Below are 12287 nucleotides of genomic sequence, written 5' to 3' on the forward strand. Positions count from 1 at the left end.
CGCCCGCATCTCCGACATGCCGGTCTCACGCCTGCACGAGCTTCTGCCTTGGGAATGGGACGGAGCAACGCAACACGTCAAGGCAGCCTGACCGCGGTACACGGCGGATGCTTACGAAAAAAAATGATCCGGTCCAGCAACTGTGCTTATTCGTCCGACTGAAACTGCCAAGGGATGCCCGTTGTGATGATCGCGTTTGCGATTGTGACCAGCCTGCGTTCTATTGCGATGACGACGAATAAACACAGTTGCCAAAGCGCCGACTTATTCTTGAGACTGGAATGAGGCGGAACGCAGTGCGACATATGGGTGTTTCGCACGCCACGCAAAAACCCAGTGATTCAAGATTTTGGTGTTGCACCCTTCTTCTCTTACTCACAAAATGTGAAACGGCTCAATTGCCGATAGGTTTCGCCCGGATGCAGCGCCGACGCTGGAGCAAGTGGATTGTTCATCGCATCGGGCCAGTTTTGCGGTTCCGAAGCGATACCGGCGTGGCTGGGCCAACCTTCTCTCTTCAGTACGACCAGATCGGTGCGCACCCCGTCGTAAACCTGCAAGCCACGTTCGGTGCTGTGAATCTCCATTGAAACGCCCGCACCGGGTGAATGAAGCCGGGACAGCAGGGCGATATCCCCTCGTTGATGGGTGAAGCAGAAATTGTTGTCTATGGCGCCGGTATCGATCACATCGGCCAAACGGCGTGGTTGGCGAAAGTCATAGCGCGTTCCTTCGACGGAAGTTGGCTCGTGGTTTGGGATCAGCGACATGTCTGTGGTTTGGTAAGTTTGGGCCGGGTTGAAAAGATGATGGTCCAGAATAGTCCTGTCACCGCCCAGATTGAAATAGCCGTGATGGGCAAGGTTGCAAATGGTCGGGGCGTCGGTTGTTGCGGTAATTTCCAATTCAAGCGTCGGGCCGACCAAGATCCGGAAGGTCGCCTTGACCCGCAACGCGCCGGGGAAGCCCATGTGACCATCTGGCAGGTCGATTGCGAGTTGCACGCTGTCAGCCGCAACATCGCTGACCCGCAAGTTCAACTGAGCGGTTCCAATTCGCCCGCCATGTAAAGTGTGTCGCTTCTGAAAGTTCTGATCCAGTTGATAGGTGATCCCGCCCAAAGCAAAACGGCCATCGGCGATCCGGTTGGCGCATCTGCCCACCGTGGCCCCCAGATAAATGGGTTGCAAAAGGTAGTCTTGCAAACTGGGGAGGCCAAGAACCATAGAAGGCGAAAGCCCGTCGATGTGCAACGCTTGTAGCGTCGCGCCATAGGTCAGAACCGAGGCACGCATTTCTTGCCCCGCAATGTCGACCTTGAAGACAGTTTCGCCGCCGGGCAATTGCCCAAACGGATATGGGGTCTGGTACGTCATTGGCATCGCAGCGTGTTCCGTGGATGGAGATCAGTGTGGGCGATGTCGATGCGGACGCAACACAGACTGTCAGTTTGGTGCCACCGCATCGATACAGGCAATCTTGATTGAATCCGTACAACCCGGCACACCCAGAGGCGACCCCGATGTCACGACAATCGGCTTGTCGCGTGGGATATTGCCCGATTTCGATAGGCTCTCCGGGATTTCCCCTTCACGAAACAGCATGAATTCAGCCTTGTTGCGGCTGACGGTCGGCGTGACGCCCCAGACCAGAGCCAGACTGCGCGCGGTTTCCCGGCTAGGGCAGATCGCCAAGACCGGAACATCCGGCCTGCTTTTCGCAACACGCAGCGCGGTTGCGCCGCTTTCGGTATATGTGACGATGCAGTAAGCTCTGCGCATATTGGCGATGAGACACGCGGCACTGGCGATCGATGTTGAATCTTCCGCCGTGTCCAACAACACGCCGTCCTTCAATTCCTGCCTGTAGAGCGGCGCGCGTTCCGCAGAGGTCGCGATCGAGGCCATCGCTTCTATGGCTTCTCTTGGGTATTTCCCGGCAGCGGATTCCGCCGAAAGCATGACGGCGTCGGCCCCCTCGAAGATCGCGTTGGCTACATCGGGTACTTCCGCACGCGTGGGAACCGGGTTTGAGATCATGGATTCGAGCATTTGTGTCGCAACATTCACCGGTTTGCCGGCTGCCCGGCACTTTGCGACAATGTCTCTCTGAACGGCGGGCACATCGCTCCAGTCGCATTCCACACCCAAGTCCCCGCGGGCCACCATGATTGCATCGGTGGCGTGTAGAATGGCGGGAAAACTATCCAAGGCGACGGGCTTCTCGATCTTCGCGACGATCTTTGCCGAAGTACCGATGATCGCCCGAACACTGCTAATATCGGCTACCTTTTGAACAAAGGACAATGCGACCCAGTCGACACCCAGATCCAAGGCAAAGATCAGATCAACCCGGTCCTTGGTGGTCAATGCGGGGATGTCGAGCGCGCGGTCTGGAAGGTTGACGCCCTTCCTGTCCCGAATTGTTCCTCCGGCAATGACTTCGGTGCGGATTTCATCAATCGTGACCGAGACCGTGCGCAGCCGAATTCTGCCAGCATCGACCAGCAGGTAATCACCCGGCTGCAAGGAGTTGAAAATCTCTGGGTGCGGCAGCGAGACCGAGGAGGATGTTCCCTGAGTCTCGGCCGAGGTAAAAGCAAAGCTCTGACCCTCGATCAGTTCAGCGACGCCGCCTTCGAAGGTTCCGACGCGCAACTTTGGACCCTGCAAATCGGCAATTATTGTAATCGGACGCCCCAGTTCCTGTTCGACAGCACGGATGATCCCGTGGATCTTCGCATGATCGCCGTGGGTTCCATGGCTGAAGTTCATTCGAAACACGTTCGCGCCGCTCAGGGTCAGGGCTCGAATGGTCTCATATGAGTTTGACGATGGACCAAGTGTCGCGACAATTTTGGTACGACGGGTTTCGAGCATCAGGTCCTTGTCACGGGAATCTGATTTCGCCGAGGTTCGGGTCATGATTGTCCTTCGCTGAATATCTATCGGGCCACAAAAAACGCGGGCGGCGGCTTGCAACAGCGTCATTGAGGCCACGCAGGCACCTTCAGAAGCCGCTTATCCGCACCGACGGGTCCGTCAGCCCCGATACGGAAGCCGGCGCGGCAAAGACCTGCCCATCAGCCATGTCACGTTTCTTTGTCCCTTCGGAGGCGCTCGTCACAAAAAGGGTTCGCATGTCTGCTCCGCCGAAAGCAGGGCAAGTCACCTGCGACGCGGGATATGACACGCGCTCACCTGCAATCCCGTCCGGAGAGATGCGCAGCACGCTTGCCGATCCCCACATGGCAACCCACAGATGTCCTGTCGCATCCACAGTGGCGCCATCCGGCAGACCTTTCTGCGACGACAGATCAATCAGAATGCGCGGCTGACCTACCGGCCAGCCAGTTTGATCGAGGTCTTGCGCGAAGATTTTGCGGCTGGGAGAATCTGTGAAATAGGCGGTCCTGCCGTCCTTGGCGAAACAGATCGCGTTTGGAATTGTCAGATCGCTGAACAAACGTTTCACTTGGCCGTCGAAATACCGGTAGATTGCGCCAAGCCCGGCTTCGGCAGCTTTACCCATCGTGCTGATCCAGAACCCGCCATGTGGATCCGCGCAGCCATCGTTGGAACGGGTGGCAGGGGTTTCGGACTCCAGCGCCTCGCAATGGGTGCTTTCCCCGGTTTCCAGATCGAACAGCATCAATCGGGTTTCCGAGGCAATGAGCAACCGATCCGTATCGACCCAACCGCCCGCTGACACATGTTCCCCGAACGTCCATTCCTGAAGATGATCGCCCGTCTTGCTGCGCAGACAGCGCCCCAGAATGTCAAACCAGTACAGTTGCTGGCGCAGGGGATGCCAAAGCGGCCCCTCGCCCAACAGGCATTGTCTGCTGTCAAATGTCTCGACCTTCATCGAGCAGCTCAATAGGTCGCCCTGCCGCCCGAAAGGTCGAACACTGCCCCTGTAGAATAGGAACATTCATCGGAACACATCCAGCCAACCATAGCCGCGATTTCCTCGACCGTTCCCATGCGGCCCATCGGGATCTTGGCGAGCATATAGCCGATTTGTTGTTCGGTGACGTCGTCCAGCATTTCGGTCTTGATAACGGCAGGGCAGATGACGTTGACCCGGATACCGGTGGTGGCCAGCTCTTTGCCAAGGCTCTTGGTGAGACCAATGACTCCGGCCTTGGACACCGAATAGGCGGATGCGTTCGGATTACCCTCCTTGCCCGCCATCGAGGCAATGTTGACGATCCGGCCATAGTCACCTTCTTTCATGTATGGCACAATTGCGCGGCAGGTGTGGAAGATGCCGTTCAGGTTCACATCAATGACCGCGTTCCAGGTCTTGAGCGGGTATTCATCAAGGGGCGTGTTGACCCCGGCAATGCCCGCCGCATTTACCAGAATATCAATACCGCCCATGGCATCTGCCGCCGCTTTGGCACCTGCTTCGACGCTGTCATACTCGGCGACATTCACAACCTGCGTGCTGACATTTCCAAGCGAGGAGAGCGCATTGCTTGCCGTCTCCAGCGTATCGCCGTTGATATCCCAAAGCGCAACGGACGCACCGCTGTCCAGAAACCGCCTCGCAAAGGCAAAGCCCATGCCCCGTGCTCCGCCAGTGATGACGGCGCGTTTGCCGTTCAGATCCAATGTGTTCATGTCGTCTCTCCTGTCCTTGGGCGGGTCATGTCCAGCCGCCATCAATGGTGAATTCCTGCCCGGTGCACATGGCGCTGTCGTCGGCGGCCAGGAACGCGACAAGCGCGGCAACGTCTTGCGGCGTTATCATGCCGCTCAGGGGTTGCTTGTCGGCCAGCTGGGCCGCGCCGTCTTCGTCGAAATGCTCCCGCTTTTGGCGCTCCGTCATAACCCATCCGGGCATCACCGTGTTGACGCGCACGCCTGCCGCGCCCAGCACGTCGACAAACGAGCGTGTCAAACCGTGAGTTGCGGATTTGGCGGTTGTATAGCCTGGCATGCCACCATGTTTGACCTTCCAGGAAATGGACCCGATATTGATAATCGCGCCCTGTGCGCGCGCGATCATGCCGTCTGCCACGGTCTGAATCGCAAAAAATGACGGACGCAGGTTGACTGCGAAACGTGCATCCCAATCCGAAGGCGTCACCGCCCGCCAATCATGGCGTGTATCGTTGGCAACATTGTTGACCAGGATATCGACCACACCAAATGCACGGATTGCATTTTGCAGCGCAACAACGTCGGTCACATCCACATGGACAAAGGCAGCCCCGGTTTCCCGAGCGAGGGCATTTCCGTGTTCTTGATCGATGTCGACAAAACCAACCGCAGTGTTCTGGAGGCAGAGACTTCGCACTATGGCCGCGCCAATTCCTGTCGCACCGCCGGTCACGAATGCGCGCTTTCCGACGAGGCTTGGATATCGTGCAAAATCCGTCATTCGCCCAGGCCCGGAATGCGCGTACCCGTGGCATCGAAAAAGCACGCCTCGTCCATCGACAGCGATAGCTCGACCTGATCGTCCTCGTTGGGACGGAATTTGGCATTGAGGACACCAACCAGAGATTTGCCCGCAATCGAAAAGACGACCATTGTATCCGGCCCGGTGGGCTCCACGACGTCCACATTGACTGAGAGGGTCTGTCCGGCCTCGCCCATCGGACGAAAATGCTCGGGACGAACGCCCAGCGTGACCGTATCGCCAATGCAGGGAACCAACTCGTCACGGGCGGCTCCGAGGGCAAAGGCGATATCTTCGCCTTCGCCATGATGTACCACAGTGATGTCGCCGGTCTTACCGGTCACCTCGACTTCGATAAAGTTCATTGAAGGCGATCCCATAAAGCCGGCCACAAAGGTATTCGCGGGTTTTTGGTAGATCGTGTCGGGATCGGCGAACTGCTGGACGACGCCGTCGTTTATCACCACGATCCGGTCCGACAGGGTCATCGCCTCGACCTGATCATGGGTCACATAAACGATCGTTTGCCCAAGCCGCTTGTGCAGCTTTTTCATCTCAGTACGCATTTCTACCCGCAGTTTGGCGTCAAGATTCGACAATGGCTCATCGAAGAGAAACAGCTGTGGGTCGCGCACCAGTGCGCGTCCCATTGCAACCCGTTGGCGCTGACCACCGGATAGTTGGCCGGGCTTGCGGTCCAGAAGCGGTTCGATCTGCAACAGTTTGGCGACATCGGCCACTGCCTTGTCCTGATCGGTCTTGGGAACTTTGCGGTTTTCCATTCCGAAGGTGATGTTCTGGCGGACCGTCATGGTGGGATAAAGCGCGTAGCTCTGAAACACCAAAGCAATATTGCGGTCCTTGGGACTGAGGTCGGTCACATCCCGGTCGCCCAGGGTTAAAGTGCCGTGTGACGTGTCTTCCAACCCCGCGATGATCGACAGCAGCGTCGATTTTCCGCAGCCGGAAGGGCCGACAAGCACAACGAACTCGCCGTCCTGGATATCAAGATTCACATCGCGCAAGGCGATGACATTGCCATATTTCTTCCAGACGTTTTCAATATTGAGGGCGGCCATTATTTCACAGCTCCTTGAGTAAGGCCCCGGACGAAGTAGCGACCGCCGAGGAAATAGATGACAAGAGGAGGGATCGCCGCGATCAGTACCGCAGCCGAACCGAAGCCGTATTCACTGACCCCGGTATCATCGGCGTTCAGGCTCATCAGCGCCGCAGTGATCGGGCGGAAGTCGGATGAACTGAAGGTGATCGCGAACAGGAACTCGTTCCAGATGAAGGTAAACTGCCAGATTATCGTCACGATGATGATCGGTGGAGACAGCGGCACGACGATCTTCCAGAACGTTCGAAAAAACCCGGCACCGTCGATCCGCGCCGCCTTGATCAGATCATCGGGCAGGTTGATCAGGTAGTTGCGGCAAAACAACGTGGTGAAACACGTCCCCTGAATGATGTGAACCAACGACAGACCAACCAAGGATTTGGACAGGCCCAGCCAACCAAGCGCAATTGCCCAGGGCAGAAGAACGACTTGTGGCGGCAGGAAGACGCCGATGGTGATTGCGACAAAGATGAAGCCGGCAAAGGGCATTTTCCATTTGGTCAGGGCGAACCCGTTCACCAGACCGATCGCCGTCGAGATGACTGTCGCCGGAACGACCATCAGGATCGAAGCCCAGAAGTATGGCTTTACCCCGGTACAGCTGGCATTGATGCAGGCTTCGCCCCAGGCAACGCTCCAGTTGTCGAGCGTCATCCGAGTCGGCCAGCCGATGAAGCTTTCGCGCAGGATGTCGTCGTTGAACCGGATGGAATTCAGGATGATGACTGCCAGCGGCGTAAGCACGAACAAAGCAAGCACGGTGAGTGTGGCATAGAGGGCAATGCGACCGAGGACTTGGGACGGGCGCAGGGGCTTTTTTCTGTCGAGGTTCGGAATGGTGTCAACGGCAGTCATGACGCGGCTCCTTTCTGGCGACGGATCACCCAGTTCAATGCCATGATCGGCAGGAATACCACGACGAGGCCAAGCAGCATCCAGACTGCAGCGGCAGCGCCTTGCGCCAGTTCTCCGGCGGCGAACAGGCGGTCATAGACGAAGATCGCCGGAAAGGTGGTCGATATGCCCGGCCCGCCATGGGTCAGTGCCAGTACAAGATCGAAAGTCTTGATGGCAAATTGCAGCAAGATGATAAAAACAGAGATCAGGACCGGCCAGATCGTCGGCAGGATGATCCGCCGGTAAATCTTGCCCATACCCGCCCCGTCGATCTGGCCGGCCTTGACCATATCCGAGTCAACTCCGCGCAGGGCCGCCAGCACCATGACCATGACAAACCCCGACGCATGCCAGACCGCCGCAATGACGACGGCATAGATCGCGGTTTCCCGGTCGGTGATCAGACTTAACTCAAACCCTTCCCAGCCCAGATTCCGAACAAAGGACTGAAGTCCCGTCGAAGGGTTCAGAATCCATTGCCATGTGGTTCCTGTCACGACAAAGGAGATCGCGATCGGATACAAGAAGATCGAGCGCAACAGGTTTTCACCCTTGACCCTCTGGTCCATCAGGATCGCCAGAAAAATCCCAAAAGCGGTCGACAGAAGAATGTAGAGCACCCCGAACAGGGCGAGGTTCCACACCCCGGTCGTCCAGCGTGGGTTGCGCCACAACCGGGTGTAGGCGTCGAATCCGGCAAAGTCATAGACTGGAAGGATCGACGAGCTGGTCATCGAAAGATAGACATTCCACAGCACGAAAACGAAGATGTAGATCCCCGTCGTAATCAACGTCGGTAGCAGAACGACCATCGGCACCAGTTGGGCAAGGCGTGCTGCGCGGCTCTTGGGCCTGGGGGCGAATGACGGAATTGGGGCGTCTTCAGGCATGGGATGCTCCGGTTTCGAGGGAAAGTTGAGCCGCTCCCGTGGACGTGGGGAGCGGCCCGGCAGGGCCAGATCAGTATTCGTTGATCACGGACTCTGCCATGCGACGTGCGGCGATCTCGGAACTCATGTCGGAGGTGATGAATTCGGAAATCACCGTGAACATCGCTTTGCGGAATTTTTCCGGAACAGCCATGTTATGCGCCATCGAACGTACCACAGTTCCGGCATCGGCCGCTGCCCGCAGGTCCTTGATGTTCAGCCGCTGGCAGGGGTTGAACTCATCCCCCAGTTCAACATCCATTCGCGCGGGGATCGACCCCTTCGCGACGTTGAACACCTTCTGGAATTCTGGGGTCATGATGGTCGAGGCCAGCAATGCCTGCCCTTCGACGAAGTCCGGATCAGTTTGCTCAAAGAACACGACGGAATCCGAGTTTAGGATATAACCGGGATCACCACTGTTCATCGGAGCGCCGGCACAAAGGTAATCCACCCCGTATTCGTACCCGGCGGCATTCATCGTACCGATGGCCCAGTCGCCGTGGAAATAGAAACCGGCCTCGCCCTTGGCCATCATGTTCAGCGGCTCTTCCCAGCCGCGACCCGGAAAGGCATCATCCATCCAGCCGACCATCAGGCGCAACTGGTCAAACGCGGATTGCATTTCTAAGCCTTGCAGCGCGTCCAGATCCAGTTCGACAAACGCCTTGCGATACAGATCGGTCGAAATGCCCTGAACCACGATTTCAAACAGAGTGCCGTCGATCCAATCCTGACCACCATGCGCAACCGGGATGATGCCTGCCTCTGCCATCTTTTCTGCAATCGCGTTGAATTCGTCCCAGGTTTTTGGCAACTCAGTTGCGCCTGCCGCGTCCATCGCTGATTTCGAGGCCCACATCCAATCGATGCGGTGAATATTCATCGGAACGGCAACCCATTCCCCGTCGGGGCGCATGACGCTGACCAGTTCCGGTGCGACCACGTCTTCCCAGCCTTCTGCCTCGGCCAGCGCGTTCATGTTCGCGGTCAAGCCGGTATTGGCCCATTCGGCGATCTCCGGGCCTTTCAACTGAACTGCGGAAGGTGGCGTGCCCGAAATCACGTCGGCTCGCAAACGCGCGATGGTATTGGACGTATGCCCCGGCACGGCCGTCTGGTTCCATTGCCCACCAGCAGCCTCATACATTTCACCCAGTTTATTGATGGCCTCGGCGTTGGCACCAGAATGCCACTGGTGCAGGACGTTTGTCTTGGGTTCGGCCAAGGCAGCACCGGCAACAGTGATGGAGATCGCCGCTACTGTTGTTCCTAATTTGGTTCTCAGTTCCATTGTCAAAACTCCTCCAATTGACGTGTCGTTTACTATTTCCGGCACCACGTTCACGTGAACACCAGTCGTTAGGTAAGACCGGGATGATCGTGAGTTTCCGGTCAGATCATGATGCCCCCGTCGATGGCGATGGCCTGTCCGGTGATCAGGGCGCTCTGGTCGCTGGCCAGGTAGGCGGCCAGCCCGGCGATTTCTTCGGGCGTGCCCAGTCGCCCGCTGGGCTGGCGGTCGAGAAAGAACGCTTCAGCCTTTTCGCGGCTGCCAAGCGTTTCGGCCAGTTCGTCCATGCGGTGTTGCAGGCTGGGGCTATCTACGGTTCCGGGGCAGATCGCGTTGGCGCGAATACGGTCTTGCAGGTAATCTGCCGCCACCGATTTGGTCAGGCCTATGACCCCCGCTTTCGTCGCGCCATAAGCCGCGCGACGGGGAAACCCTTTGAACGAGCCGACCACGGAGGCGATCGTGATGACGCTGCCACCCTTGGACTTCATCCGCGGGATCGCTGCGGCGAGTACATGGAAAGCGCTGTCCAGCGTGATCGACACCGACCGGTGCCAATCGGCGGGGGTGCATTCCTCGATCGTACCCTGATGCACATAGCCGACAGCGTGAACCAGCACATCGATCCGCGGGATAGCTGTGAAATAGGCGTTCACGGCGTCTGGGTCGGTTGCGTCCAACGCTGCCGCGTGGCCGCCGGCAAAGTCGGATAACAAGGCGGCATTCAGATCACTGGCATGGACAGTGGCACCGTCATCGCGCAGACGTTCAGCGATAGCGCGTCCGATTCCCTGTCCGGCGGCGGTGACGACAGTAATTTTACCTGCCAACGTTTGCGTCCTAGTGGTTGTCACGTGGCACCCCCTTTTTCTGCGCAATTTGTTGGTATTCAACGGCAGGTTTCAGGACCATGCCCCTATCGAACTGGTCGACCATCGCGCGCTGAATCTCCTGCCACGGGGTCTGATGCGGCGGAAAAACAAAACCGCCTGCGGCCTCCAGGGCGGCGCGACGCTCCGCTATCACGGCATCCCCGATCAACATGTCCACCCGCGCCTTGCGCAGATCGACACGGACGAGGTCGCCGGTGCGCAGAATTCCCAGATTGCCACCCACGGCTGCCTCGGGACTGGCATTCAGGATCGACGGGCTACCCGATGTACCGGACTGGCGACCGTCACCCATGGTGGGCAGTTCGTTTATCCCCTGCTGGATCAGTGCAGCGGGCGGCTGCATGTTGACGACCTCGGCACCGCCGGGATAGCCCACCGGCCCGCAACCCCGGATCACGAGTATGCAACGTTCGTCGATTTCGAGCGCAGGGTCATCAATGCGGTCGTGATAATCCTCGGGTCCGTCAAACACGATTGCGCGCAGTTCGCAGGCCTCAGGATCATCCGGATTTGAGAGATACCGTGCCCGGAAGGCTTCGGAAATGACCGAAGTCTTCATGATCGCGCTGTCAAACACGTTGCCCGAAAGATTCACAAAACCCGCAGCCGGTTTGAGTGGCGCGGCAAACGGCCGAATAACTTCCGCGTCAGTCACCCGCGTATCAGCACAGTTCTGCGAAATTGTGCGGCCGTTGACGGTCATGGCATCCGGATGGGGTAACGTGCCTGCAGTCATCAGTTCATTGACGACACCGGGAACTCCACCGGCGCGATAGAAATCCTCACCCAGATATGCGCCAGCAGGTTGCACATTGCACAAGAGCGGAATGTCATGGCCCAGCGACTGCCAGTCGTCGTTGGTCAGGGTCACTTCCAGGTGGGCCGCCACCGCGTTCAAATGGATCGGCGCATTTGTGCTGCCGCCCAAGGCAGAATTGACGGCGATGGCGTTCTCGAATGCGGCGCGGGTCATTATGTCCGAGGGCTTCAGGTCTTCATGCACCATTTCGACGATCCGCTGCCCGGTCATGTAGGACATCTGCCCTCGCTCGCGATAGGGCGCGGGAATGGCCGCCGCTCCGGGCAACTGCATTCCCAACGCTTCGGCAAGCGAATTCATCGTCGTGGCGGTGCCCATGGTGTTGCAAAACCCCACCGAGGGCGTCGATGCGGTGGACATCTTCATGAACTCGGCAAAATCGATCTCTCCGGCAGCATGCAGCTTGCGTGCCTCCCAGATGGAAGACCCGGTCCCGGCCCTTTTGCCCTTGTGCCAACCGTTCAGCATCGGGCCAACCGACAGCGCAATCGCAGGAATGTTCACCGTCGCCGCCGCCATCAGCAGCGCGGGCGTCGTCTTGTCGCAACCGATGGTCAAGACCACCCCGTCCAGGGGGTAGCCAAACAGACTTTCGACCAGCCCCAGATAGGCAAGGTTTCGATCCAGCGCTGCGGTGGGGCGTTTGCCGGTCTCCTGTATCGGGTGCACGGGAAACTCGAAACAGATCCCACCCGCGGATCCGATCCCCGACCGGACCCGCTTGGCCAGTTCCAGATGGTGTCGATTGCAGGGGCTGAGATCACTGCCAGTCTGGGCAATTCCGATGATTGGCTTGCCCGACTGTAGCTCTTCCAGCGTCAAGCCGTAATTCAGGTAATGCCCGACATAGATCGCGGTCATACCCGGATTGTCGGGATTGTCGAACCATTGCTGTGATCTGAGATTCATGCGGGATTCC

At 58.0% G+C, this 12287-nt stretch carries 11 protein-coding genes; all 11 read right to left on the reverse strand.

The window, feature by feature from the left end; all coding sequences use genetic code 11:
- Nucleotides 1-371: 371 nt before the first annotated feature.
- The 11 genes from QO231_RS14660 to QO231_RS14710 all read right to left on the reverse strand — a co-directional run bounded on the left by QO231_RS14660 (nucleotide 372) and on the right by QO231_RS14710 (nucleotide 12277).
- Nucleotides 372-1376, reverse strand: coding sequence for an aldose epimerase family protein (locus QO231_RS14660; protein ID WP_316777795.1), 1005 nt, complete (start codon nucleotides 1374-1376; stop codon nucleotides 372-374).
- Between the two features lie 69 nt (nucleotides 1377-1445).
- The gene (pyk, locus tag QO231_RS14665) at nucleotides 1446-2879 is read right to left on the reverse strand and encodes a pyruvate kinase (RefSeq protein ID WP_316778222.1); all 1434 of its coding nucleotides are present in this window, start codon (nucleotides 2877-2879) and stop codon (nucleotides 1446-1448) included.
- Between the two features lie 130 nt (nucleotides 2880-3009).
- Entirely contained in the window at nucleotides 3010-3867 is an 858-nt protein-coding gene (locus QO231_RS14670; protein ID WP_316777798.1) for an SMP-30/gluconolactonase/LRE family protein, read from the reverse strand.
- Between the two features lie 8 nt (nucleotides 3868-3875).
- On the reverse strand, nucleotides 3876-4628 hold the full coding sequence (locus QO231_RS14675; protein WP_316777800.1) for an SDR family NAD(P)-dependent oxidoreductase: 753 nt from the start codon (nucleotides 4626-4628) through the stop codon (nucleotides 3876-3878).
- Nucleotides 4629-4653: 25 nt separating this feature from the next.
- Nucleotides 4654-5391, reverse strand: coding sequence for an SDR family NAD(P)-dependent oxidoreductase (locus QO231_RS14680; protein ID WP_316777803.1), 738 nt, complete (start codon nucleotides 5389-5391; stop codon nucleotides 4654-4656).
- Complete coding sequence (locus QO231_RS14685) at nucleotides 5388-6491, reverse strand: ABC transporter ATP-binding protein (RefSeq protein WP_316777806.1); 1104 nt, start codon at nucleotides 6489-6491, stop codon at nucleotides 5388-5390. The genes QO231_RS14680 and QO231_RS14685 overlap by 4 nt, the downstream gene beginning before the upstream one ends.
- On the reverse strand, nucleotides 6491-7390 hold the full coding sequence (locus QO231_RS14690) for a carbohydrate ABC transporter permease (protein WP_316777809.1): 900 nt from the start codon (nucleotides 7388-7390) through the stop codon (nucleotides 6491-6493). The genes QO231_RS14685 and QO231_RS14690 overlap by 1 nt, the downstream gene beginning before the upstream one ends.
- Complete coding sequence (locus QO231_RS14695) at nucleotides 7387-8322, reverse strand: carbohydrate ABC transporter permease (RefSeq protein ID WP_316777813.1); 936 nt, start codon at nucleotides 8320-8322, stop codon at nucleotides 7387-7389. The genes QO231_RS14690 and QO231_RS14695 overlap by 4 nt, the downstream gene beginning before the upstream one ends.
- Nucleotides 8323-8392: 70 nt before the next feature.
- Nucleotides 8393-9655, reverse strand: a complete 1263-nt coding sequence (locus QO231_RS14700) for an ABC transporter substrate-binding protein (protein ID WP_316777817.1) — start codon at nucleotides 9653-9655, stop codon at nucleotides 8393-8395.
- A 101-nt stretch (nucleotides 9656-9756) separates the two neighbouring features.
- Entirely contained in the window at nucleotides 9757-10485 is a 729-nt protein-coding gene (locus tag QO231_RS14705; protein ID WP_316777819.1) for an SDR family oxidoreductase, read from the reverse strand.
- Nucleotides 10486-10495: 10 nt separating this feature from the next.
- Nucleotides 10496-12277 (reverse strand): IlvD/Edd family dehydratase, encoded by a 1782-nt coding sequence (locus QO231_RS14710; RefSeq protein ID WP_316777822.1) that lies wholly within the window; start codon nucleotides 12275-12277, stop codon nucleotides 10496-10498.
- Nucleotides 12278-12287 lie beyond the last annotated feature (10 nt).

Source organism: Sedimentitalea todarodis, from assembly GCF_032595355.1.
GTDB lineage: Bacteria > Pseudomonadota > Alphaproteobacteria > Rhodobacterales > Rhodobacteraceae > Sedimentitalea > Sedimentitalea todarodis.

Bases quoted from the DNA above. Each gene is read 5' to 3' on its own strand.
- QO231_RS14660 (WP_316777795.1), bottom strand. From the start codon at position 1,376: ATGACGTACCAGACCCCATATCCGTTTGGGCAATTGCCCGGCGGCGAA.
- pyk (WP_316778222.1), bottom strand. From the start codon at position 2,879: ATGCTCGAAACCCGTCGTACCAAAATTGTCGCGACACTTGGTCCATCG.
- QO231_RS14670 (WP_316777798.1), bottom strand. From the start codon at position 3,867: ATGAAGGTCGAGACATTTGACAGCAGACAATGCCTGTTGGGCGAGGGG.
- QO231_RS14675 (WP_316777800.1), bottom strand. From the start codon at position 4,628: ATGAACACATTGGATCTGAACGGCAAACGCGCCGTCATCACTGGCGGA.
- QO231_RS14680 (WP_316777803.1), bottom strand. From the start codon at position 5,391: ATGACGGATTTTGCACGATATCCAAGCCTCGTCGGAAAGCGCGCATTC.
- QO231_RS14685 (WP_316777806.1), bottom strand. From the start codon at position 6,491: ATGGCCGCCCTCAATATTGAAAACGTCTGGAAGAAATATGGCAATGTC.
- QO231_RS14690 (WP_316777809.1), bottom strand. From the start codon at position 7,390: ATGACTGCCGTTGACACCATTCCGAACCTCGACAGAAAAAAGCCCCTG.
- QO231_RS14695 (WP_316777813.1), bottom strand. From the start codon at position 8,322: ATGCCTGAAGACGCCCCAATTCCGTCATTCGCCCCCAGGCCCAAGAGC.
- QO231_RS14700 (WP_316777817.1), bottom strand. From the start codon at position 9,655: ATGGAACTGAGAACCAAATTAGGAACAACAGTAGCGGCGATCTCCATC.
- QO231_RS14710 (WP_316777822.1), bottom strand. From the start codon at position 12,277: ATGAATCTCAGATCACAGCAATGGTTCGACAATCCCGACAATCCGGGT.